Source organism: Nonomuraea sp. NPDC049758 (assembly GCF_040674635.1).
Lineage (GTDB): Bacteria > Actinomycetota > Actinomycetes > Streptosporangiales > Streptosporangiaceae > Nonomuraea.
In genome coordinates this window covers 343194-365839 of the sequence record NZ_JBFAMZ010000007.1, presented here as the reverse complement: position 1 = coordinate 365839, position 22646 = coordinate 343194, and the positions used below count along the sequence as shown (strand labels likewise).

Here is a 22646-nt window from a genome sequence, read left to right as displayed (position 1 = left end):
GCAGGTCACGTCAGTAGAGTGAAAATCTCGTAGGTGTTCACGAACGGGGCGCGATCGGCATGCTGGGGGAGGACACGCCGTACCCGATGCTGGTCGCCGACGCCTCGGGCGCCGTCGAAGAGGCGAACGCCGCCGCCCGGTCGCTGCTGGGCGACGCGCCGCGGATCGGGCCGGACTGGCTGGCCCGCGCCCACCACGACCTGTGCGCCCGCCTGGCCGCCTCGCCCGACGCCGAAAGCATGCCCGAGCCCGTCCGGGGGCCGGTCGGCGAGCGGGTGTTCGAGGCCCATCCCGTGCGCGCCGGGCGCGACCGCGTCACCTGGTGGCTGGTCGACGTCACCGCGTCGGAACGGGCCATGGAGGTGCTGCGGGGCGAGCGGGACTCGGCCGCGTCCATGGTGGCGGCGGCCACCGAGCTGCTGTCCTCGCTCAACCTCGACCGCTGCCTGGAGGCGGTCGCCCGCCTGGCCGTGACGCACCTCGCCCACGCCGCCCGGGTCGTCGTGCCGTTCGGCTCGCGCCGGTACGAGGTCGCCTACCACGAGGCCGGCGGCGCGGCCGTGCGCCGGAACCTGGACATCGACCCGCGCTCCATGCCGGGGCTGGCCGAGGCGCTGCGGGCCTTCCCGCCGGTGCCCGCCCGCTGGGTGGACCCCGGGCAGGCGCCCGGCTGGGTGCTGGGCGAGGGGCGGCACGACACGCGTTCCGTGGGGGTGATCTCGCTGCCCGGCTACGGCCTGCCCGCGGGGGCGCTGATCCTGCTGCGCTCCTCGGCCGGCTTCTCCGCGGCAGAGGAGGTCTTCGCCCGGCTGTTCGTGGCCCGGGCCGGCACCGCGATCTCCATCGCCCGCGTGTACGCCGAGCAGGGGGCCATCACCGAGACGCTGATGGCCGACCTGCTGCCGCCGATGACGCCGTACCTCGACGTCGCCGACGTGGCGGCCCGCTACCGGGCGGCGGGCCACGGCGCGCTGGTCGGCGGGGACTTCTACGACGTGCACCCGGTCGCCGGATCGGGCGGGGCGGCGCTGGTGGTGCTCGGCGACGTCTCCGGCAAGGGGCTGGAGGCCGCCGTGCTGACCGGCAAGATCCGCAACACGCTGCGCGCCCTGCTGCCGCTGGCCGACGACCACCAGCGCGTGCTGGAACGGCTCAACGAGGTGCTGCTCGCCGGGCCCAGCCCGCGCTACGTCACGCTGGTGCTGGCCGGGGTCGAGCGCCGCGGCCACCGGCTGGAGCTGCGGCTGACCAGCGCCGGCCATCCGCCGCCGATGATCGTCCGCAACGACGGCCGGGTGGAGGACGCCCGCACCCGCGGCACCCTGATCGGCCTGCTCGACGAGATCACCAGCGTCACCGAGACGGTGCTCCTGGCCCCCGGCGAGACGTGCCTGCTCTACAGCGACGGCGTCATCGAGGCCAGGGGCGGCCCGCTGGGCGACGAGATGTTCGGCGACGACCGGCTGCGCGAGGAGCTGCGGCAGTGCGCCGGCATGCCGGCCGCAGCGCTGGCCGAACGCGTCCAGATGCTCGCCTCCCAGTGGGCGGGCGAGCGGGAGCGCGACGACATCGCCATCGTCGCCATCGGCGCGCGCGAGGCCCCCGACGGCCCGGACGGAGGTCTTCCGGCGTGAGCGCTTCCGGCATGCGGGACGAGATCGAGCGCTGCGTCGAGGCGCTACGGGCGGCGGCGACGTCCGGCGACGAGTACGCCGCGATCGACGCCGCGCGGGCCGGTCTCGACGCCGGCGTGCCCCTGGAGACCATGCTCCTGGACGTCGTCGCCGTCGCGCAGGCCCGCGTGGGCCTGGACTGGGCGGCCAACCGGCTCACCGTCGCCCAGGAGCACACGGCCACCGCCGTCCACGAGCGGGTGCTGGCCGTGCTGGCCCACGAGCCGGGCGCGCGCGGCCAGCGCACCGGCCCGGCCAGGGGACGGGTGAGCGTGGCGTGCGTGGACGGCGAGTGGCACACCTTCCCGGCCCGGCTGCTGGCCGAGGTGCTCCGGCTGCGCGGCTGGCAGGTGGACTACCTGGGCGCGCACGTACCGACCGCGCACCTGGTCGTGCACGTGCACAGGACCGCCCCGGCCGCGGTCGCGCTGTCCGGGTCGATCGCCACCCGGCTGCCCGCCGCGCACGCGGCCATCAGCGCCTGCCAGGCGGCGGGCGCGCCCGTGCTCGTCGGCGGCGCCGCCTTCGGGCCCGACGGCCGCTACGCCCGCCTGCTCGGGGCCGACGCCTGGGCGCCCGACGCGCGGGCCGCCGCCGACCTGCTCGACGCCGGGCCGCCGCGCCGGGCCGCGACCGGGCTGAGCCCGGGACGGCCGCCGCACCTGGCCGGTCCCGAGTACACGGCGCTCACCGACGTGGCGCCCGAGCTGGTCAGGGGCGTCATGCGGGAGCTGGACGAGCACGTGCCCGTCACCGGGGGCCAGGAGCCGACCGGCCACACCGCCGAGGACGTCGCCTACGTCGTCGACTACCTCAAGGCCGCCGCCTACGTCGACGACCCCGGCCTGTTCACGTCTTTCATCGGCTGGATGGCGCAGGTGCTGACTGCGCGCGGCGCGCCGGCCCGGGTGCTGGCCGTCACGCTGGACGCCCTGGCCGCCCGCCTGGCCGGCCTGCCGCGCACCCGCGAGCTGCTCGCCCAGGCACTGAACGGGCTGCCCGACGGGCCCCGCTGACCGCCGCCGCGGCTCAGTCGCGCTCCTGCCAGGTGCACAGGCAGGCGTGGTTGCCCTCGGGGTCGGCCAGCACCCAGAACCGCGGCGCCCCGTCGGTGCGCACCAGCCGCCCGCCCGCCGCCAGCGCCGCGTCGATCCGGGGCTGGACCTGCGCGGGCTCCACCCACACGTCGAGGTGCCAGCGCTGGCGGGGCTCCTCGTCGCCGGACGGCTGGAACCACACGCCGGGCAGCGCGCCGGCCGGGTCCTGCAGCTCGCCCCGGTCGTCGGCGGGCACCGCCAGCACCGCCGCCCAGAACGGCCGGACGGTGTCCCGCGCGGGGGTGTCGAGGCCGAGTTCGAGCACCGAGACGGAGGCCGGGTCGAGGCGCACCCCGGCGTCGGCGGCGAGCGTCGTGACCGCGCGCGCCAGCCGCACGTCGCGCTCGGTGACGCCGCCCGCGTCGTGGCTGGACAGCCGGACGTCGACATGGGTGTAGCGCAGGTCGAGATCGGGATGGTGGTCCATCTCCTCGGCCACCGCGCCGATGGCGTCGACGAGTGCGAGCCCGGCCGCGAACGTGCCGGTGTGGAGCCGGGTGTGCAGGCTGCCGAGCAGGTACGCCCACCCCGCCGGCCCCTCCTGTGCGATCTGCGCTCCGGTCAGCTTGGCCATACGGCCATTCTCGCAGCACTCACCTTCTGACTTCCCCGCGACTGAGGTAAGGGCACCAGATCCGCCAGGCGGCAGACAGTCTGCGCATGCTCGGCTACCGTCCGCAGTATGGCGTACGACGACGAGCAGGAAGAGCGTCCGGTGTGCGGCATCTGCATGGGTGCCGGCGGGGAGTGGATCGACCGGAACGGCGACTCGAAGAAGCAGTCCACATGGGTGTCGTGCAAGTCCTGCAGCGGGACCGGCCGTAAGTGACGGACCCGATCACCTGCCCCGAATGCCGGGGCCGCCGCGGCGTGCAGCTCGGCGAGCTGTTCCTTTCCTGCACGTTCTGCGGCGGCCTCGGCCAGGTGGGCGGCGAGAACGAGCCCGCCGAGCGCGGCGCGGAACCGCCCCCGGACGGCCCGCCGCCGGCCTGGCAGCACAACGTATGGTCCGACCCGTGGATCGCCGAGACGCTGAAATGCCGCTTCTGCCTCGGCTCGAAGAAGGTGACCCACATCGAAGCGGGCACGCTGGTCATCGTGCCATGCAGGTGTGCCGACGACTGATTCCGCAGCCGGACGTCCTGGATGTCAGTCGAGGCAGAACTCGTTGCCCTCGGGGTCGGTCATCACGATGTGGCCGGCGGCGAACGGGGGCTCGGGCTCGTGTCGCCGCACCCGTGTCGCGCCCAGCCCGGCCAGCCGCTCGCACTCGGCCTCCAGCGCCGCCATGCGCTCCTCGCCGTGCAGCCCGGGAGCCGCCCGGACGTCGAGGTGCACGCGGTTCTTGGCGGATCTGCCCTCCGGCACCCGCTGGAAGAACACCCGGGGGCCCCGGCCGTCGGGGTCCTCGATGGCCGACCGTGTGTCGCGCTCCTCCTCGGGGACGCCCATCCCGGCCAGGAAGTCGTCCCAGGCGGCCAGCGGGTCGGCGCCCTGCGGCAGCTCGACCCCCGGCGGGCCGGGGTGGACGTAGCCCAGCGCGTCACGCCAGAACGTCGACAGCGCCTTCGGGTCGTGGGCGTCGAAGGTGATCTGGACATGGCGGCTCATATGAATCACTCCGTTCGGTGCGGGAAGAGGTTCCCGGGGACACTGTGACATCACCGGCGGACAGGATCGGTCCGCTGCCGTCCCAGTGCCGCGGCCTCCTCACGCAGCCACCCGACCAGCGTCGGCACCAGCGGGTGGTCGCGCCGCAGGGCGGTGGCGATCCCGATGTAGCGGGCCGGACGCGGCGGGTTCAGCGGCACGACGGCCAGGCCGGGCGTGTCGCGCGCCAGGCAGATGGACGGCACCAGGCTGACGCCCAGCCCGGCCGCCGTGAGCGCCTGCGCCAGGTGGTAGTCGGTGGTGGAGCCGCTGACCCGCAGTTCGAACCCGGCCGCGGCGGCGTACCCGCGCAGGAACGCCTCGGTCTTGGAGCAGCCGATCACCCACGGCTGCTCGGCCAGCTCGGTCAGGTCCAGCGACGCCCGGCCGGCCAGCGGATGGGCGGCCGGCAGCGCCACCGACAGCGGGTCCTCGGCCAGCGGCGTCCAGGCCAGCCCCGTGCGGTCGCCGGGCAGCACCGGCAGCGGCCCGTCGAAGTGGTAGGCGATCGACAGGTCCGCCTCGCCGCGCCGGACCAGCGGCAGGCTGTCCTCCGGCTCCCGCTCGACCACGTTCGTCGCGACGTCGGGATGGGCGGCGACGAACCGCGCCAGCACGCCGGGCAGCAGCGCGCGGCCGCCGCTGGTGAAGGTGGCCACGGTCAGCCGCCGGCGCCCCGAGGCCAGCTCGTCGATCCGCTCCCGGGCGTGCCGCAGCTCGGCCGCGATCGTCTCGGCCGTCTCCACCAGCAGCCGGCCCGGCTCGGTGAGGACCACGCCGCGGGTGCTGCGGGTGACGACCGGGGTGCCGAGCTGCCGTTCCAGCGCGGCGATCTGCTGCGAGACGGCGGACGGCGTGAGCAGCATCGCGGCCGCCGCCCGGTTGAAGCTGCCGTGCGCGGCCACCTCCCGCAGCACCCGGAGCCGATGGGCGTCGATCAACAGTTCTCCTTAACACGAGGCCAGCAAGTCACCACTACCACTGCTGACGCCGTCCGGGCCAGTCTTGGCCGCATGCGACACATCTGCGTCATCGGCGGCAACCGCTACTTCGGCCGCCGCCTGATCCGCCTGCTGCTGGCCGGCGGGGACCGCGTGACCGTGGTCAACCGGGGCTCGGCCGCGCCGCCGTCCGGGGCCGGGCACGTCGTCGCCGACCGGGCGGACGCGGCGGCCCTCGCCCGCGCCCTGGGCGGCCGGGCCTTCGACGCCGTCGTGGACCAGGTCTGCTACACGCCCTCGCATGCCGACGTCGCCCGCCGGGTCTTCGCCGGCCGCACCGCCCGCTACGTGATGACCTCCACCATGGAGGTCTACGACCCGGCCACCTCGCCGTCCCTGCTGCCCCCGGCCGCGGCCCCGGTCCGCGAGGAGACGGTCGAGGCCGCGTCCTGGCCGGTGGACCGCGGCCTGCCGTGGGGATCGCCGGACGCCCTGTCCCGGCTGCTCGGCGAGGCGGCCGCGTACGCGGAGGGCAAACGCCAGGCCGAGGCCGTGTTCGCCCGGGACCCGGCCTTCCCGTTCCTCGCCGTGCGCAGCGCCCACGTGCTCGGCGGCGGGAACGCCGACTTCACCGGACGGCTGCGCCACTACGTGGACCGCGTGCGCGCCGGGCTGCCGGTCGCCGTGCACCGCGACCCGGCCCCCACGTCGTTCGTCCACCACGCGGAGATCGCCGCGTTCCTGCACTGGACGGCGACGGGCACCGACGTCACCGGCGCGCTCAACGCCGCCTCCCGCGACACGCTGACCGTCACCGGCCTGTGCGCGGCCGTCGCCGCCGCGACCGGCTCGCCGGCGCCCGTCCACCGCGTGGTGACCGGCGGCGAGCCCGCCTCCCCGTTCTCCTTCGACCGCTCCTACGCCGTCGACGCCGGCCGGGCCGCCGCGCTCGGCTTCACGTTCACCGACGTCGCGGCCTGGCTGCCGCGAGCCGTCGCCGACCTCCTCCCGGAAGGCTGACCGACCATGATCACCCGCCGCATCGGAACCGCCGAGGTCGGCGCCGTCGGCCTGGGCGCCATGCCGCTGTCCATCGAGGGCCGTCCGGACCGCGCCCGCGCGATCGCCACCGTGCACGCCGCCCTGGACGCGGGCCTCACCCTGATCGACACGGCCGACTCCTACCACTGGCACGCCGGCGAGCGCGGCCACAACGAGGAGCTCGTCGCCGAGGCGCTGGCCACCTGGTCCGGCGACGCCTCCGGCGTGCTGGTCGCCACGAAGGGCGGGCGCGGCCGTCCCGGCGACGGCTCCTGGACGGTCGACGGCCGTCCCGACCGCCTCAGGGCCGCCTGCGAGGGCTCACTGCGCCGCCTGCGCGTCGAGGCGATCGGCCTCTACCAGCTGCACAAGCCCGACCCGGACGTCCCGTGGGCGGAGTCGGTGGGCGCGCTGCGCGACCTCCTCGACGCGGGCCTCATCCGCGCGGCCGGCGTCTCCAACGTGACCTGCGAGCAGATCCACGAGGCCAGGGCCGTCCTCGGCGACTCCCTGATCTCGGTGCAGAACCGCTACAGCCCTCAACACCGCGACAGCCTGCCCGAGCTGCGGCTGTGCGACCGCCTCGGCATCGCCTTCCTGCCGTGGAGCCCCCTCGGCGGCATCGCCCGCAGCGCCCTGGACGGTCCCGGCGCCGCCCCGCCCCGCACCCCCTTCCACGAGGTGGCCGAGGAACGCGGCCGCACCCCGCAGCAGGTCTGCCTGGCCTGGCACCTGGCCCACTCCGAGCACGTCGTCCCCATCCCGGGCGCCACGCGGCCGGAGTCGGTGCGGGCGTCGGCGGAGGCGACGGCCCTGACGCTGACCGAGGACGAGCTGCGGCGGCTGAATATGACCTGACGTAGCCGAATGACTACCCTGCGCTTGCCGGGCGGGGCCGCGGCGTGCTGACCTGGCCGCGTGAGCTCATGCCAGGACCGTGCGGTCCACGAGGTGCGCACCCTGATGGACCGGGGCGTCGCGGCCGAGCACGTCGGCGCGGCCGTGTCCGCCGCCATCGCCCCGCTGCTGCCGCACGACGCGCTGAGGCTGGTCGGCACCAGCCCGGCGACCGGGCTCGGGCAGGGCTCGTTCAGCTTCTGGCACCGCTACGAACGCGAGCTGGCCGTCTCCCTGCTCGCCCACCGCCGCGCCCACGGCGACCCGTGCCGGCCCGCGTCGCTGGCCCGGCTGCGGGTGCCGGTCGCGGTGGCCGGCGCCGAGGAGGGGACGCGGCGGGCGTTCGCGGCCTGTGGCGCCTCCTGCGAGCTGCGGCTGCTGCTGCGTGACGGGCGCGGCGGCGTGTGGGGCCTGCTCGGGCTGGTCCGGGCCTGCGACGCCGCGCCGTTCACCGAGGACGACCGGCACAGGGCCACGCTGCTCGCCCCGGCCCTGATGACCGCGCTGCGCAGGTACGTCACCGCCGCCCCGCTCGCCCCCACCGTGCCCGCCCTGCCCGCCGGGGTGATCGTCGTCGGCCCCGACCGCGGCGTCCGCGCCGTGACGCCGCAGGCCCACGCGTGGCTCGACCTGCTGCGCCGCCCCGACCGGCACGGCGCGCACGCCTGGCTGGCCGACACGTTCGTCACGGCCCTGGCCGCCGACGCCGCCGAGCACGCGCGCGGCGTGGACGCCGACCGGCCGATCATCTGCGCCCCGGCGGCCCGGTACGGCCGCTGGCTCGCCGTCGAGGGCCAGGCCCTGGACGAGGACGGCACGGGCGAGGTGGCCGTGGTGATCCAGGCGGCGACCGGCGGCCTGCTGCTGCCCTCGTTCTGCGACTGGCACGCCCTCACCCCGCGCGAACGCGGCGTCCTCGACCTGCTGTGCGCCGGAGCCGCGCCGAAGCAGATCGCCCGGCTGCTCGACCTGTCCGGGCACACCGTGCACGACCACCTCAAAGCGATCTTCCGCAAGACCGGCGCGAGCGGCCGGGACGAGCTCATGGCCGCCTTCACCGCCTGACCGCCATCCCCAACACCGGGGGGCTGCCCGCGCCGCCGCCCCGCCCGACCATGAGGGAGTACGCAGCACCACCAAGGGGAGGCACCCGTGACCCAGATCTCAACCCCCGCCCGCCGCCAGGTCGAGCGCTTCCTGGACTTCTCCGACCACGTCGGGGGCCTGGAGGAGGCCGACGTGCTGGCCCTCCTGCGCGACCACGACATCACCACGCTGGAGCAGCTCGTCGCCAAGGCGGTCAGGGCGCCGCGCTCGGCCAAGCCCGTTCCGGCGGACCCCGCCAGGGCGCTGACCCGGTCCGGGGCCGCGACAGCGCTCGCCGCCGCGCCCATCACCCACCCCGCGCCCGCCATGGCGGTGGTCGTGGACGGCGTCGAGCACGACCCGGCGGACCTGGCCCGGTTCGACGGCCGTCCGCTGACCTACCTCTACCACCCCGAGCGCCTGACGGCGGTCACCGACGACACCGCGGTCAACGGCGCGCTGTGGGCCGCGGCGCTGCTGCGCGACCCGCGTCCGGCCACGCGGGGCGAGGTGCAGATGTTCGAGCACGTCGAGTACGCCGGTGACTGGTTCTGGTGCCCGGCCCGCCAGGCCTACAACGACCTGACCGACGTCCACCACGGGCCGCTGCACCTGCACGACTGGAACGACGTCATCAGCTCCATGGGCGGCACGAACTGCACGGTCCGCTACTACGAGCACATCAACTTCGGCGGCAGCTCGCTGATCGTGCCGCCCTTCTCCGACATCCCGAACCTCGTCCCCAGCGGGTGGAACGACCGGATCTCCTCGGTCTGGAACCACGGCTGACCCTTCGTCCACCGGCCCTCCCCGGCGGACGGCGGCGCCGCGTACCCACGGGTGCGCGGCGCCGTCGCGGTTCAGGCGGCCCGGGTGCGGTGCGAGCGGAGCGCGGCCAGGACGCCTGCGGGGTTGACGATGCCATAGCCGTAGTCGTGGTCGAAACCGACCGTGCTGCGGTCCTCGGCGGTGCGGTTGAGCAGCGTGCGAAGCTGCGCGGGCGACAACTTGGTGGACGGGTGGCGGGTGCGCAGGGCGGCGATGACGCCGGCCACCACGGGGCAGGAGGTGGAGGTGCCGGTGTCGGGCGTGCCGGGGCCGCTGGCCTCGGAGCCGGCGTAGTGGGTGTAGGCGGCCAGGTCGGGCTTGTGGTCGCCCAGCCGGGCCGGCCCCTGCGAGGAGTAGCCGACGCGCTCGCCGTGGGTGTCGACCCCGGCCACCGTGACCACCTTCGGATGGCCGTTGCCGCCCACGATGTCGGTGAACCCGCAGCTCGCCGCCGGGCAGTCGCGCCCGCAGTTGCCCGCCGCGAACACGATGTCGGCCCCGGCGTGCTCCAGGCTGGAGATCATGACGTTGAACGGGTGCATCGGGTTGTCGGAGTAGTTGCCGGGATGGCCGGGCGGGAAGTCCTGCTCCGGGTTGTACAGGCCCCAGCTGTTGCTGACGACCAGCGAGCGGGACTCGGCCGGCATGGCCTCCAGGAGCCCGCGCAGGTGGGTGTAGGCGGCCACGGCGTCGGACAGCATGCCCTCGACCGTGCCCTTCCTGCTCTGCAGGACGGCGATGTCGAGCAGCGTCGAGCGCGGGGCGGCGAGCTGGGTGTTGAAGGCGCACAGGCTGCCGTGCTCCACCGGGTAGCGCCCCGGTGTGGGCGTGACGCCGGGCGGGGCCCAGCTGTGCCCGGCGTCGAGGGTGACCTGGCGGCCGAGCTTGGTGCTCACGTGGTCGGCGTTGACGCCGCCGTCCACCACCGCCAGGTTGACGCCGTGGCCGTCGTAGCCGGCCGCGCGCAGGTCGGAGGCGTGCAGCAGCCGTTCGACGTCGTGCCAGTCGCCTACCGGGCCGGTGTCGGCGCAGGTCAGGTTGGGATGGATGGACGGGTCGGCGAACACGCCGACGACCTCGCGTACGGACGACGACAACAACGCCAGCCTGGACGGCAGGTCGTCGTCGGAGAGCTCGCCGCGCACGAGCACGCTGGCGTGCTCGGCCGACAGGGAGAAGCCCAGCGGCCGGTTGATCGACGACAGCAGGCCGCCTGAGGGCGCGGCGGGCAGCGCGCGCGGCAGGGCCAGCGGGGCGAACGCCTGGTCCAGGACGATTCCCGGCAGCTCTCCTGCCACGTCGGCGACCGTGGCGGTAACGCCGGGGTCGAGGACGGCTTCGACGGTTTCACGGGCGGGGCGGAGCTGGATCAGGACACGCAAAGCTCCACCTCCTTCCTCGGGACGGGGATGGGACACTCGTTGCTTCCCCTTGTAAATACCCGTTGTAGTGAATTAACTACTTACAGTAGTGTCAGCACTTCATTGCTCCCGAGGTCACCTCTTTGTCGCCGTCCAGCACCGTCGCTCGGGATGGTCGTGTGCGGCGGGTCGCGGTCTGGGCGAGGAGCGCGCCGGACAGCACGATCACGCCGCCCGCGATCTGCAGCCCGCCCAGGCCCTCGCCGAGCACCCCCCAGGCCGCCAGCGCGCCGCCGATGACCTCCAGCGACGCCACCGTGGCGCCCACGGCGGCCGACAACCGCCGCACCGCGTTCACCCCGAGGATGTAGGCCACCACGCTGGCGACCACCACCATCCACGCGAAGGCCACCGGCACGGGCAGCGTCAGGGCGCCGGGCGCGGGAGTGGCGGACATCGTGAACGCCTCCCACCGCAGCCCCCACGGGCGGGCGACCGGGACCAGCGCGACGGCCGCGCCCGCCATGCCCCAGGCGACCAGCCCGAGCGGGTCGACGTCGTCCCCGAAGCTGTCGTTCATCAGGAAGTATCCGGCGGAGCAGGCCGCGGCCAGCAGGCCGAGGGCCAGGCCCAGCGCGTCCAGCCGCAGGTCGTGCCAGACCTCGGCGACGATCCCGAGGCCGGCCAGGGCGACGAGCGCCCCCGCGTAGGCCGCCCGGGGCAGCCGGACCCTCCGGACCAGCCGCACCCAGGCCGCCACCATCACCGGGGCCATGTAGACCAGCAGCAGGGCGACCCCCACGGGCAGACGGGTGATCGCCGCGAAGTACAGCGACTGCACCCCGGCCACCGCCACGACCGCGTACAGCGCGAAGAACGGCCACCTGGCCCGCGGGATGCGCAACGCCGCGGGCCGGACCACGGCCAGCACGCCCAGCAGCAGGAGCCCGGCCGCCGCCATCCTCGCCCACACTGCCTCGATCGGCGTCAGCCCGGCCGCGACGAGGTACTTGGCCATCGGCCCCGAGAACGCGAAACACGACGAGGACCCGAACGCGAGCGCGAGCCCCGCATACCTCATACCGCACCACCAGCGCCGTCACCACTGCCTGACAGGAAGCCACGACCCTGACACGCGCCCCGGCGCGGGCGCAACGCGATTACCGGCCCTCAGCCGGTGGTCGTAGTCCCCGGGTGGCAGAGGCGGGGCGGCGATTCGGATCTTCGGCCGATGGGCGGCGGGAGCAGGCTCCTGAACACTTGGCGGGGCCCGCCCCCGGAGGAAGGTCCGCCCGTGTTCCGACAGCTCGACGACCGCGTCACGTCGATCGTCTACATCGTCCTCGTGCTCGCCGTCTCGGCGGCCACCGCGCGCGTCGCGGACGGGCTCGTCCTGGCCCTGTCGCCGCTGCTCACCGTGCTGGTGCTGCTGTTCGTCGTCACCCGGGAGGGGTTCTCCAGGGACGGGCTGCGCCGCCTCGGCCTCGGCCGGGCCGGGTTGCGCGCCTGGCCGGCCGCCGTCGCCGCCACCGCCGGGGTGTGCCTGCTGGCCACCGCGGGCGCGGTCGTCCTGGGGTTCGGACGGTTCACCGCGCCGCGGGGCGACTGGGCGCAGTCGGTGGCGGCCGTGCTCGTCACCGGGCCGATCCTGGCCTTCGCCGAGGAGATCGGCTGGCGGGGCTACCTGCAGCCGCGGCTCGCCTGGCTGGGGGAGCGCACGTCCATGCTCGTCGCCGGGGTGGTGTGGATCGCCTGGCATCTGCCGTACATCCTGTTCACGCCGTACTACCACGCCGAGGGGGCGCGGGCCGTCGTGCTGCCGCTGTTCGGCGGGTCGGTGATCGCGTTCTCGTTCCTCTTCGGGTACCTGCGGGTCATGTCCGGCAGCGTGTGGCCGGCCGTGCTGGCCCACTTCGCGCACAACGCGACGTTCGCCCTGCTGCTGGAGCACGCCGTCGTCACCGACCGGCCCGTGGTGGTGGCCGAGTACCTGGCCGGCGACACCGGGCTGTTCGTCCTGGCGGGCACGGCGGCCTGCGCCCTCGCGGCCGGGATCGCCCGTTCCGCCGGAGGCCGCCACCGCTCCGGGCGGCCGGCCTCTAGCATTCCTCTGTGACCACCTACGACGACCATGACACGTTCGAGCACCTGAACGTCTCGGCCCTGCCGCAACGACAGCAGCGGATCCTGGCCACGATCCGCGACTGGGTGGTCGGACACGGATACCCGCCGAGCACCCGCGAGCTGGCCCAGGCGGTAGGGCTGCGCTCGCCCTCGTCGGTCTCGAAACACCTGAGGAGCCTGGAGGAGCAGGGCTTCCTCAGCCGTGGCGCGACGATGACCCGCCCGATCGACGTGCGCCTGTTCCTGCGGCCGCCGTCGGCCGAGCCGCCCGCCGAGCTGGTGAGCGTCCCCGTGGTCGGCGACATCGCCGCGGGCACGCCCATCCTGGCCGACGAGCACCTCGACGACACCCTGACCCTGCCCCGCGACCTCACCGGCCGCGGCACCGTGTTCGGCCTGCGGGTGCGTGGCGACTCGATGATCGACGCGGCCATCTGCGACGGCGACATCGTGGTGGTGCGGCAGCAGCCCGAGGCGCACTCGGGGCAGATCGTCGCCGCCATGATCGACGGCGAGGCCACCGTGAAGGTCTACCGGCGGCGCGACGGGCACGTCCTGCTCGAACCGCGCAACCCCCGCTACGACGTCATCGACGGCGACCGGGCCGTGGTGCTGGGGATCGTGGTCTCGGTGATCCGCAGCGTGTGACCGGCAGCGTGTGACGCGGCGGCGTCAGGACCGGGAGGCCAGGAGCCGTTCGTGGTTGGCGGTGGTCGACAACGAGCGGAGGTCGGCGCGGTCCAGGTAGATCGCGCCGTTCAGGTGGTCGGTCTCGTGCTGGGCGATGCGGGCCGGCCAGCCGGACAGCTCCTTCTCGTACGGGCGGCCGTCCCCGTCGAGGGCCGACAGCCGTACCCGCGCGTGCCTGGGCACGACGGCGGTCAGCCCCTCCACGCTGAGGCACCCCTCGTAGAACGCGCGAAAGCCGGGGCCGAGGGGCGTCACGACGGGGTTGACCAGCTCCAGGGGCGGCTGCGGAACGCGTTCGCGCTCGGCGGCCAGGTCGGCCGGCAGCTCGGCCGGGTCCTCGATGACCGCCAGCGCCAGCGGGATGCCGACCTGCGGCGCGGCCAGGCCCACGCCCACGCCCGGCAGGTGCCGGAACATCGCGTCGAGCAGGTCGCGCAGGAGCGCGTCGGAGAGCTGGCCGTCGTACGGCTCGGCGGTCCGGCGCAGCACGGGGTCGCCGATCTGGGTGACCGACCAGGGCCTGGGGGAGGCGAGCAGGGCGTGCACCCGCTCGGTCAGCTCCTCGGCGCTCGGGCCGGTGCCGTTCAGGGGGCTCATGGGGGTCCTTCCGCTCGACGTCGCTCGCTCAGCAGACGGTAGAGCATGCGCGGTGACCCGGTTTCGGCGGGTAAAGAGGGCTAGAAACATTCATAGAGTAGTTGATCCACTGCAATGGGTAATGATCGCTGCGGATGATCACGTAACGTCGCAGGGAGACACCCATGTGCAAGAGAACGATCGCCGTCCTCGGCCTGGCCGCAACGGGGCTGCTGACGGCGGCGGGCCCGGCGGCGGCCGAGGACGGCAGCAGGGCCGCCGCTCCGTGCGTCGCCGCCCAGCTGGAGATCACCGGCGGGCCCTCGGTCGCGGCGGGCGCGCTGCTCGACACCTCGGCCGTGCGGACGTTCCTGCAGGGGCTCGTCCGCCCGGCGGATCGGCCCGGGGCGCTCCCGCGTTCGGCGGACGCGTCGTTCGCCGAGGCCGCCGAGTTCCCCGGCGTGCTCGACGCCTTCCTGCTCGACGTCGAGCAGGAGATCGGGGTGAGCAGGCCGGACGGCGGCACGGAGGAGGCCCGGCTGACCGCGGCGGACGGCGACACGCCGGCCCGGCGGATCCTGGAACCGCTCGTCGCCGCCGCCCTGGACTGCGCCCCGGCCACCGGCACGTCGGCCACCGGAACGTCGGACACCGGAACGTCGGACACCGGCACGTCGGGCACCGGCACGTCGGACACCGGCGCGTCGGACATCGGTACGTGGGGCATCGGCGCGTCGGGGACCGGCTGGGCGGAGACCGGGCTGCCGGACGCCGGCTCGTCGGCCGAGGCGGAGCCGGCGTCCCTGCTGGACGCCGCGGGAGCCACGGCGGTGCTCGAAGCGCTGGTCAACCGGCCCGAGACGTGCGTCACCGACGGCACCTCGACCATCCGCGCCGGCGAGGACGGCATGTCGGTCACGAGCTCGTCGTCCCGGGTGTCGCTGCTCGACGCGCTCGGCGTCAGAAGGACGCTGGACGTCCTGACCGGCCGGCCCTCGGCGGCCTGCCCCGCTGCCGACGTGCCCCTGTCGGCGGCGACCACCGAGCAGGACCGGCCGAGGTCGCTCCTGAGCGGCCTCGGTCTCGGGGCGCTGTTCTCCAGGCTCCTGGGCTGAGACACCCCCGGAGGCCGCCCCCGCGCCGGGGTTTTGCGCGGGACCGGTCGGGGTTTCCGCATCGGACCGGCCGGGGTTTGCGCGCGGGACCTACTGGGCTTTTCGTGCGGGACCGGACGGGGCCGGGATCGCGTGGTAGGTTGCGGGCGAGCCTTGATCCTTTAGGAGAAGGGGGTAGCAGCCGTGACAGGCACCGGCGACGAGACCGTCCACCCGACGGCGTGGCAGGCGGCGTGGGAGGTGCTGGCCCCCGTCACGGACATGGTCACCCCGATGGCCGTGCGCGTCGCGGCCACCCTGCGCCTGACCGATCTGATGGGCGCCGACGAGCTGCCCGTCGAGGAGCTGGCCCGCCGGTCGGGCGCCGACGCCGACGCCCTGGGCCGGCTGCTGCGCCACCTCTCCTGCCACGGCGTCTACGCCGAACGGGAGCCCGGCGTGTTCGCGGTCAACGAGCCCGCCGCGCTGCTGGCCGCCGGCCACCCCTCCATGATGCGCGACCGGCTCGACCTCGACGGCTTCGGCGGGCAGATGGACGTCGCGTTCACCGGCCTGCTGCACACCGTCCGCACCGGGCGGCCCGCATGGGAGAGCGTCCACGGCGCCCCGATCTGGCGCCATCTCGCCGCCCACCGGCAGGTCGGCGAGTCGTTCGACGCCCTGATGGCCACCGGCGCCGACGACCTCACCGACGCGGCCGAGGGGTACGACTGGTCCGGCGTACGGCACGTGGTCGACGTCGGCGGCGGCACCGGCGCGCTGATCGCCGAGATGCTGAGCGCCCACCCGGGGCTGCGGGCCACGCTCGTCGACCTGCCGGACACGCTGGAGCGGGGCCGCCGGTACCTGACCGGGCTCGGGCTGGACGGGCGGTGCGCGTTCGCCGGCCAGAGCTTCTTCGAGCCGCTGCCCCCCGGCGGCGACGTCTACGTGCTCAGGCGCGTGATCCACGACTGGGACGACGCCGACGCCGAGCGCGTCCTGCGGCGCTGCGCCGACGCGGCCGGGCCGCACGGACGGGTCGTCGTGATCGAGTCCCGGGGCGGCGCCGACGACGACCCGGCCATGTTCGCCGAGATGGACCTGCGCATGCTCGTGATCAGCGGCGGCCGGGAGCGCACCGTCGCCGATTACACCACGCTCGCCGACGCGGCCGGGCTCGACGTGGCCGGGGTGCGTCACACGCCGCTCGGCAACGTCGTCCTCGACTGCGTCCCCCGAAGCGGCTGACCGGGCTCTCCTCCGGCACGGCCCCGCGTGGTGACATACTCGATCATCCGCACGCGAAGGAGACCACGGTGACCATCGAATGGGCCGCGCTGTCCGCCACGGACCTGCCGGCGATCGCCGAGCTGGCCGGCAGGTGCGCGGCACGCGACGGCGGGCTCCCGGCCACCGCGTCGCCCTCCTTCCTGGAACGCCGGTACGTCACGGACACCGCGGTGGGCGCGTTCACGGAGGGGCGGCTGGTGGCCTGCGGGGCCGTGCGGCCGGTGGGCGAGACGTCGGCGGCGACCGGCCTGGTCGACCCCGGCCACCGGGGACGGGGGCTGGGGTCCGGCCTGCTCGACCGGCTGGCCGCCGAGCCCGGGAAGGCACGGCTGGAGACCGAGTCGCTGACCCCGCAGGCGCACGAGCTCTTCCTGGCGCGCGGCTTCCGCCAGGCGTTCGCCGAGGACGTCTTCCGGCGCGACCTGACCCGGCCGCTGCCGGACGTCCCGATGCCGGCGCAGGTGACGGTCGAGGAGTGGTCCCCACTCACCGAAGGGGCCTTTCACCAGGCGTACTCGGCGTCCTTCGCAGACCGTCCGGGCTTCCCCGGGTGGACGCGGGAGCAGTGGGTGGACTGGCTGGTCGACGACGAGTTCCTGCCGGGGTGCTCGCTGGTGGCGTTCGAGGGCGACGTCGCCGTCGGCTTCGTGACGTGCGCGGAGGAGTTCCTGATCCAGGTCGGGGCCGTGCCCGGGTGGCGGCGGCGCGGGCTGGCGCGGGCGCTCGCCGTCGCGGCGCTCGGCCGGATGCGCGAGGGCGGCGCCGACCAGGTCTTCCTGGACGTCAACGTCAACAACCCGGCCTCGGCCGCGCTCTTCGGCGGTCTGGGGTTCGAGAAGATCGCCCGCCGCGCCCGTTACGAGTAGGTCCGTCAGGGGGGCGGGGGTCGTCGGCGTCTTAACCGGACGTTAGGGTTCCCGCAGTTCGTCGCTATCGTCCCGGCGGCCACTCTGGGAGGCGTCAGGACGACGACCGAACGACGGAGTGATTCCGCATGCGTAAGCCTATGATCATCGCTGGACTGGCCACGGCCGGCGTGCTCGCCGCCGGCGTCGGCACCGCCTTCGCCACCGCCTCCACCCCCACCGCTGCCGCCGCGTCCGCGCCCGCTCCGGCGGTCCCCCGGGAGCAGGCCGAGAAGACGGCGCTGGAGAAGGTGCCGGGCGGCAAGGTCACCTCGGCCGAGCTGGAGAACGAGGACGCCGGCCAGGTCTGGGAGATCGACATCGACGCCGCCGACGGCACCGAGCGCGAGATCACCGTGGACGCCGCCAAGGGCACCGTCCTCGCCGACGAGACCGACGACGAGGCTGACGACCACGGTGACGACCAGGCCGACGACCGCTCGGGCGACAGCACGGACGCCCAGAAGACCGACCAGACCAACGACCAGACCGCCAAGAGCGACGACGACGCCGACGACCACGGCAAGACCGCCAAGAGCGACGACGACGCCGACGACCACGGCAAGACCGGCAGCGACGACGACGGCGACGACGACTGAGCGACGCCGACCGGCCGTCCCGACCGGACACTGATCCCGGCGCGTGTTGGGCGGCGGGATCTGGCCGAACGCCGGCCCATCTGGAGGCTAGTGCAGGTGGGCCAGCCAGCGGCCGTGCGTCGGCCGGCAGTGGGCGGCCGTGAATCCGGCGTTCGCGGCCAGGCGCTCGATGTCGGCCGCCGAGACGGTCGCCCAGCCGAACCAGTCCCCGGCGCGCACGCCCACCCGCAGCCGTACCCGGTCGACCCGGCTGCGCGTCCAGGGCGGCGCGAGCTCGGCCAGGACGGTGCCGCCCGGCCGTACGAGCTGCCGGACCCGCCGTAGCAGCGCCGCGGGGTCGCCGCCGATGCCGATGTTGCCGTCGGCGAGCAACGCCGTCGCCCACTGGCCGGTGCCGGGGACGTCGTCGAAGACGTCCCGCAGGAGGGCGAATCCGCCCGCCCGGCGGGTCAGGGCGACGGCGTGCGGCGTGACGTCGATGCCGAGCGAGGCGACGCCGCGCCGGGTCAGCGCCGCCGTGAGCCGGCCGGGGCCGGAGCCGATGTCCAGCGTGGGGCTGCGGCAGCGGCTCAGGATCTCCTCGTCGCCGTCGATCGGCGCGAACCAGCGCGCGGCCGCCAGCTCGGCGCGGGTGCCGTCCAGGTACTCGATCTCGGCGCGCTCACCCGCGAGCGCGGCCGCATAGATCTCCCCGATCACCGGTGCAGCGTTCTGAGGGTGGTGGCGAAGCAGGAGGCGGGGGACTGGCGGGCCACCTCGGTCGCGGCTGTGGCGGTGTCGACGTCGATCAGCTCGGGCAGGTGGTGGACGGCCAGCCCGGCGCGGACGAGCCGGTCGAGCTGGAACTTGCCGGTCTCCGGGTGCGACATGGGTACCCCGAGCAGCAGCGCCGGGTCCGGCCGCCGCAGCCCCAGCAGCCAGAAGCCGCCGTCGGCCGCCGGGCCGTACACCGCGTCGTGGTCGGCCAGCGCCTCCCCGGCCTCGCGCAGCAGCTCGGGCGTGACCTGCGGGGTGTCCATGCCGATGAGCACGACGGGCCCGGGCCGCAGCCGGTGGGCGTCGGTGAAGGCCGCCGCGAGGCGCTCGTCCAGGCCGGCGCCGCGTTGCGGGATCACCACGAAACCGGGGGGCAGCCAGCGGCCCGGCAGGCCGTCCAGGGCGAGGACCCGCTGGGCGGCGGGGGTCGCGGCGACGGCGCGCAGGCTGTCGCGGAGCGCGGCCTCGGCCAGCGCGGCGGCCTCGGCCGGACTGTACGGGGGCGTCAGCCGGGTCTTGACGCGCCCGGCCACGGGCTCCTTGGCGATGAGCACGATCTGCGGCAGGTGCTCGAACGTGGGACGACTCAGCTTCCTCAGTCCTTCCGTGCCGATGACAGCAGGTGATCGCCGCGGGACCGCCGTACGGCCCAGCCGGCCAGCACGGCGAGGGCAGCCGCGGCGTACGCGGGGGTGCCGGGGGTGCCCGGGGCCGCCGGGCCGGCGGTGTAGGCGACCGCGCCGGCCAGGGCGACGCCCAGCCACTCCCACCGTCCGTCCAGCGCGGCCAGGGCGACGACGAGCAGCGCGTACCAGGAGTAGCCGGGGGTGAACAGCAGCAGGAGGGAGCCGCTGACCAGCAGCGCGCCGCGCCAGGGCCGGTCGGCGTCGCCGTACCGCAGGACGGCCAGGACGACCAGGACGAGCAGCGCGACCGCGGCCCAGGGCGCCCACCCGTCCGGCACGAACAGCCGCAGGACGGCATAACGGTTCCCGCCGCCGGGCCCGTCGTAGCGCTCCTCCTTGAGGTAACCCGGCAGGTAGCCCGCCACCGAGGCGCCCGAGACCAGCACGTACGGCAGATAGGACAGCGCGATCACGAGCCCGGCGGGCCCGACGACGCCGAGCACCCGCCGCCAGGCCACACTTCCCCCCGGGCCCCCGGACAGCACCCCGGACAGCGCGCCGGGCAGCGCGGTCACGGGCAGCAGCTTGGCCGCCACGGCCGCGCCGAGCAGCGCGCCGCGCCCCCGCACGGCGGTGAAGGCCAGCACCACCAGCAGCACGCCGAGCATGTCGACGTGCGCGTTGTTCACCGCCTCCACCGGCACGGCCGGGCACCACGCCCAGTACGCCGCCCGCCGGGCCCCCGCCGCCCGGCACAGGATGGCCAGCACGGCCACGGCCGCCGCGAAGCCGCCCAGCTGGAGCGCCTTGTGCCGCACCCCGTCCGGCGACAACCAGTGGACCAGCAGGAAGTAGCCCTGCGCGACCGGCGGATAGATCGTCGGCTCGGTGGGACGGTTGATCCGGGTGCAGCCGCCGCCGGGCAGGGGCCACAGGGACGGGGCGTCGCAGGCGGCCGGGAAGAGCCAGTCGTCGCGCAGCCGGACGAGCGCCGGGTCGGCCGGCGGGTGGTCGTAGGGCGAGATGCCGGCGGCCTGCACCCGGCCGTCCCAGGCGTACCGGAAGGAGTCGGTGCTGCTGCTCGGCGGGGCGGCCAGGCCGGTCGCGGCGAGCGTGATCCCGCCGGCCAGGACCAGGACGGCCGCCCGCCGCTCCGGCAGCCGGGCGGTCTGCCACAGCGCGGCCGCGAACAGCGCCCAGGCCGCCAGGTACCAGCCCAGGTGGGGCGGGCCCGTCACCAGCCGCAGCACCACGGCCGCCAGGGCGGCGAGCGTCCCGGCGGCCGCCGTCGTGTTCCGGTTCACGGCGGCAGCCTCGCATCCGGAGGCCGGTCCGGGGCCGCCGCGGCGGTTCACGTTCGTCGTTCGTAAGAACCCTTACGAACCGCGAACGCGGCTTCGGCCCGCCCGGCCCGGCGGCTACCGTCGGCGGCGTGAGAGTGATGGTCACCGGCTCGGCCGGTTTCATCGGCGGCCACGTCGCCGAGGCCCTGGCTTCGGCGGGCCACGACGTCGTCGGCCTCGACACGCGGACCGGCACGGACGTGCGCGACGCCGCGGCCTTGGACGCGCTGCTGCCCGGCGTCGAGGCCGTCGTGCACCAGGCGGCCAAGGTGGGCCTGGGCGTGGACGTCTCCGACCTGCCCGCCTACGCCTGCGTCAACGTCTTCGGCACCGCCGTGCTGCTGGCCGCCATGGCCAGGCACGGGATCACCCGGCTGGTGCTGGCCTCCTCGATGGTCGTCTACGGCGAGGGACGTTACGCCTGCGCCGCGCACGGCGACGTCCGGCCCGGCCCGCGGACCGCGGACGACCTGGACGGCGGCCGGTTCGAGCCGCCCTGCCCGCGCTGCGGCGAGCCCCTGCGCTGGGCGCCCATCGAGGAGGACGCCCCGCCCGATCCGCGCAACGCCTACGCCACCAGCAAACTCGCCCAGGAACACCTGGCCGCCAACTGGGCCAGGGAGACCGGCGGGACCGTCGCGGCCCTGCGGTACCACAACGTCTACGGGCCGCGCATGCCGCGCGACACCCCGTACGCCGGGGTCGCCGCGATCTTCCGCTCGGCGCTGCGGGCCGGCCGGGCGCCGGCGGTGTTCGAGGACGGCCGCCAGCTCCGCGACTTCGTCCACGTGCGCGACGTGGCCGGGGCGAACCTCGCGGCCCTGACCGCGTCCTTGCCGCCCGGCGGGCTGCGTGCCTGGAACATCGCCTCCGGCACGCCGCGCACCGTGGGGGAGATGGCCCGCGTGCTCGCCGCCGGGTGCGGCGGCCCCGGCCCGCGGGTCACCGGCGGCTACCGGCTGGGCGACGTCCGGCACATCGTCGCCTCGCCCCGGCGGGCGGAGGCCGAGCTCGGCTTCCGCGCCGCGATCGGGTTCGAGGCCGGGATGGCGGAGTTCGCCCGGTCATGACGATCGACGTGATCCTGCCCTGCCTGAACGAGGAGGCCGCGCTCGCCTGGGTGCTCGGCCGCATGCCCGCCGGCTACCGCCCGATCGTCGTCGACAACGGCTCCACCGACGGCTCGGCGCGGGTCGCCCGCGAGCTCGGGGCGCGGGTGGTCGCCGAGCCCGTGCGCGGGTTCGGGGCCGCCTGCCACGCCGGGCTGCTGGCCTCCTCCGCCGACCTGGTCTGCTTCATGGACGCCGACGCCTCGCTCGATCCCGCCCAGCTTCCCCGGGTGGCCGGGCCCGTCCTCGACGGGGAGCTCGACCTCGTGCTCGGACGCCGGCGGCCGCGCGGCGCCGGCGTCTGGCCCCGGCACGCCCGGCTGGGCAACGCCGTCCTGGCCCGGAGCCTGCGGCGGCGCACCGGGGTGGCGCTGCGCGACCTCGGGCCGATGCGGGCGGCCGCCCGCGTGCCGCTGCTGTCGCTCGGGACGGCCGACCGCCGCTTCGGCTACCCGCTGGAGACGGTGCTGCGCGCCGCGGCGGCCGGTTGGCGGATCGGCGAGACGGACGTGGACTACCTGCCCCGCGCGGGCCGCTCGAAGGTGACCGGCACCCTGCGCGGGACGCTGCGGGCCGTCGCCGACATGCGCCGCGTCATGGCGGACGCGCGACCCGGGGCCGAGGTCAGGCGCGGGGGGCGTACATGATGACCAGGACGCCGACGAGGCAGATCAGGGCGCCGATGACGTCCCAGCGGTCGGGGCGGAACCCGTCGGCGACCATGCCCCACACCAGGGACCCGGCGACGAAGACGCCGCCGTAGGCGGCCAGGATGCGGCCGAAGTTGGCGTCCGGCTGGAGGGTGGCGACGAAGCCGTACAGGCCGAGGGCGACGACGCCGCCGCCGATCCACAGCAACCCGCGCTGCTCGCGCACGCCCTGCCAGATCAGCCACGCGCCGCCGATCTCGGCGAGCGCGGCCAGGGCGAACAGCAGCAGTGAGCGGATCATCGTCAT

General features: G+C 75.1%; 26 protein-coding genes. 16 read left to right on the top strand and 10 right to left on the bottom strand.

The features are described 5' to 3' along the window. The first annotated feature begins 59 nt into the window (after positions 1–59). On the top strand, positions 60–1634 hold the full coding sequence (locus tag AB0J46_RS21270) for a PP2C family protein-serine/threonine phosphatase (protein WP_364334329.1): 1575 nt from the start codon (positions 60–62) through the stop codon (positions 1632–1634). Beyond that, positions 1631–2689 (top strand): cobalamin-dependent protein, encoded by a 1059-nt coding sequence (locus AB0J46_RS21265; RefSeq protein WP_364334326.1) that lies wholly within the window; start codon positions 1631–1633, stop codon positions 2687–2689. Before AB0J46_RS21270 ends, AB0J46_RS21265 begins: the two co-directional genes overlap by 4 nt. A 13-nt stretch (positions 2690–2702) precedes the next feature. Here the strand turns inward: AB0J46_RS21265 and AB0J46_RS21260 are convergent, their stop codons facing one another. Continuing rightward, positions 2703–3344: a 4a-hydroxytetrahydrobiopterin dehydratase gene (locus AB0J46_RS21260; protein WP_364334323.1), complete on the bottom strand. Its 642-nt coding sequence runs from the start codon at positions 3342–3344 to the stop codon at positions 2703–2705. A gap of 108 nt (positions 3345–3452) precedes the next feature. On the opposite strand from AB0J46_RS21260, the gene AB0J46_RS21255 reads away from it, so the two are divergent. Together AB0J46_RS21255 and AB0J46_RS21250 are read left to right on the top strand one after the other, a co-directional pair. Then, entirely contained in the window at positions 3453–3599 is a 147-nt protein-coding gene (locus tag AB0J46_RS21255; RefSeq protein ID WP_364334320.1) for a hypothetical protein, read from the top strand. Continuing rightward, positions 3596–3895: a hypothetical protein gene (locus AB0J46_RS21250; RefSeq protein ID WP_364334317.1), complete on the top strand. Its 300-nt coding sequence runs from the start codon at positions 3596–3598 to the stop codon at positions 3893–3895. Before AB0J46_RS21255 ends, AB0J46_RS21250 begins: the two co-directional genes overlap by 4 nt. A gap of 24 nt (positions 3896–3919) precedes the next feature. Here AB0J46_RS21250 and AB0J46_RS21245 read toward each other — a convergent pair whose 3' ends face one another. Both AB0J46_RS21245 and AB0J46_RS21240 read right to left on the bottom strand, forming a co-directional pair. Further along, entirely contained in the window at positions 3920–4381 is a 462-nt protein-coding gene (locus AB0J46_RS21245) for a VOC family protein (protein WP_364334314.1), read from the bottom strand. A 50-nt stretch (positions 4382–4431) separates the two neighbouring features. Then, a complete protein-coding gene (locus AB0J46_RS21240) occupies positions 4432–5361 on the bottom strand; it encodes a LysR family transcriptional regulator (protein ID WP_364334311.1) in 930 nt (309 codons plus the stop codon). 72 nt (positions 5362–5433) lie between these two features. Between AB0J46_RS21240 and AB0J46_RS21235 the strand changes: the two genes are divergently transcribed. The 4 genes from AB0J46_RS21235 to AB0J46_RS21220 all read left to right on the top strand — a co-directional run bounded on the left by AB0J46_RS21235 (position 5434) and on the right by AB0J46_RS21220 (position 9174). After that, positions 5434–6381 (top strand): NAD-dependent epimerase/dehydratase family protein, encoded by a 948-nt coding sequence (locus AB0J46_RS21235; protein ID WP_364334308.1) that lies wholly within the window; start codon positions 5434–5436, stop codon positions 6379–6381. A gap of 6 nt (positions 6382–6387) precedes the next feature. Beyond that, positions 6388–7260 carry an aldo/keto reductase gene (locus tag AB0J46_RS21230; protein ID WP_364334305.1) on the top strand — a complete coding sequence of 291 codons (873 nt, stop codon included), beginning with the start codon at positions 6388–6390 and terminating at the stop codon, positions 7258–7260. 60 nt (positions 7261–7320) lie between these two features. Next, positions 7321–8364, top strand: a complete 1044-nt coding sequence (locus AB0J46_RS21225) for a helix-turn-helix transcriptional regulator (RefSeq protein WP_364334302.1) — start codon at positions 7321–7323, stop codon at positions 8362–8364. Between the two features lie 87 nt (positions 8365–8451). After that, complete coding sequence (locus tag AB0J46_RS21220) at positions 8452–9174, top strand: hypothetical protein (RefSeq protein WP_364334299.1); 723 nt, start codon at positions 8452–8454, stop codon at positions 9172–9174. A gap of 71 nt (positions 9175–9245) precedes the next feature. On the opposite strand, the gene AB0J46_RS21215 is transcribed toward AB0J46_RS21220, so the two are convergent. Next, entirely contained in the window at positions 9246–10595 is a 1350-nt protein-coding gene (locus AB0J46_RS21215; RefSeq protein ID WP_364334296.1) for a S8 family serine peptidase, read from the bottom strand. A 91-nt stretch (positions 10596–10686) separates the two neighbouring features. Then, positions 10687–11655, bottom strand: a complete 969-nt coding sequence (locus tag AB0J46_RS21210) for an EamA family transporter (RefSeq protein WP_364334293.1) — start codon at positions 11653–11655, stop codon at positions 10687–10689. 213 nt (positions 11656–11868) lie between these two features. Here AB0J46_RS21210 and AB0J46_RS21205 point away from each other — a divergent pair, with 213 nt between their 5' ends. Both AB0J46_RS21205 and lexA read left to right on the top strand, forming a co-directional pair. After that, entirely contained in the window at positions 11869–12690 is an 822-nt protein-coding gene (locus AB0J46_RS21205; RefSeq protein ID WP_364334290.1) for a CPBP family intramembrane glutamic endopeptidase, read from the top strand. Continuing rightward, a complete protein-coding gene (lexA, locus tag AB0J46_RS21200; protein ID WP_364334287.1) occupies positions 12687–13346 on the top strand; it encodes a transcriptional repressor LexA in 660 nt (219 codons plus the stop codon). Before AB0J46_RS21205 ends, lexA begins: the two co-directional genes overlap by 4 nt. Before the next feature lie 24 nt (positions 13347–13370). On the opposite strand, the gene AB0J46_RS21195 is transcribed toward lexA, so the two are convergent. Next, entirely contained in the window at positions 13371–13985 is a 615-nt protein-coding gene (locus AB0J46_RS21195; RefSeq protein ID WP_364334284.1) for a peptide deformylase, read from the bottom strand. 164 nt (positions 13986–14149) lie between these two features. Between AB0J46_RS21195 and AB0J46_RS21190 the strand changes: the two genes are divergently transcribed. The 4 genes from AB0J46_RS21190 to AB0J46_RS21175 all read left to right on the top strand — a co-directional run bounded on the left by AB0J46_RS21190 (position 14150) and on the right by AB0J46_RS21175 (position 17855). After that, a complete protein-coding gene (locus tag AB0J46_RS21190; protein ID WP_364334281.1) occupies positions 14150–15079 on the top strand; it encodes a hypothetical protein in 930 nt (309 codons plus the stop codon). A 183-nt stretch (positions 15080–15262) separates the two neighbouring features. Continuing rightward, positions 15263–16309: a methyltransferase gene (locus AB0J46_RS21185; protein ID WP_364334278.1), complete on the top strand. Its 1047-nt coding sequence runs from the start codon at positions 15263–15265 to the stop codon at positions 16307–16309. Positions 16310–16377: 68 nt separating this feature from the next. Then, positions 16378–17217: a GNAT family N-acetyltransferase gene (locus tag AB0J46_RS21180; RefSeq protein WP_364334275.1), complete on the top strand. Its 840-nt coding sequence runs from the start codon at positions 16378–16380 to the stop codon at positions 17215–17217. 128 nt (positions 17218–17345) lie between these two features. Next, positions 17346–17855, top strand: coding sequence for a PepSY domain-containing protein (locus tag AB0J46_RS21175; RefSeq protein ID WP_364334272.1), 510 nt, complete (start codon positions 17346–17348; stop codon positions 17853–17855). An 87-nt stretch (positions 17856–17942) separates the two neighbouring features. Here the strand turns inward: AB0J46_RS21175 and AB0J46_RS21170 are convergent, their stop codons facing one another. Genes AB0J46_RS21170 through AB0J46_RS21160 form a run of 3 tightly spaced genes read right to left on the bottom strand, consistent with a single transcriptional unit; the run spans position 17943 to position 20541 of the window. Further along, a complete protein-coding gene (locus AB0J46_RS21170; RefSeq protein WP_364334269.1) occupies positions 17943–18554 on the bottom strand; it encodes a methyltransferase domain-containing protein in 612 nt (203 codons plus the stop codon). After that, on the bottom strand, positions 18551–19165 hold the full coding sequence (locus AB0J46_RS21165; RefSeq protein WP_364334266.1) for a TIGR04282 family arsenosugar biosynthesis glycosyltransferase: 615 nt from the start codon (positions 19163–19165) through the stop codon (positions 18551–18553). Before AB0J46_RS21165 ends, AB0J46_RS21170 begins: the two co-directional genes overlap by 4 nt. Positions 19166–19206: 41 nt before the next feature. Continuing rightward, positions 19207–20541, bottom strand: coding sequence for a glycosyltransferase 87 family protein (locus tag AB0J46_RS21160; protein ID WP_364334263.1), 1335 nt, complete (start codon positions 20539–20541; stop codon positions 19207–19209). 128 nt (positions 20542–20669) lie between these two features. Here AB0J46_RS21160 and AB0J46_RS21155 point away from each other — a divergent pair, with 128 nt between their 5' ends. Next, a complete protein-coding gene (locus AB0J46_RS21155) occupies positions 20670–21650 on the top strand; it encodes an NAD-dependent epimerase/dehydratase family protein (RefSeq protein ID WP_364334260.1) in 981 nt (326 codons plus the stop codon). Further along, positions 21647–22336, top strand: coding sequence for a glycosyltransferase family 2 protein (locus AB0J46_RS21150; RefSeq protein WP_364334257.1), 690 nt, complete (start codon positions 21647–21649; stop codon positions 22334–22336). Before AB0J46_RS21155 ends, AB0J46_RS21150 begins: the two co-directional genes overlap by 4 nt. Here AB0J46_RS21150 and AB0J46_RS21145 read toward each other — a convergent pair. Next, positions 22314–22646, bottom strand: a complete 333-nt coding sequence (locus AB0J46_RS21145; RefSeq protein ID WP_352353939.1) for a YnfA family protein — start codon at positions 22644–22646, stop codon at positions 22314–22316. The genes AB0J46_RS21150 and AB0J46_RS21145 overlap by 23 nt on opposite strands.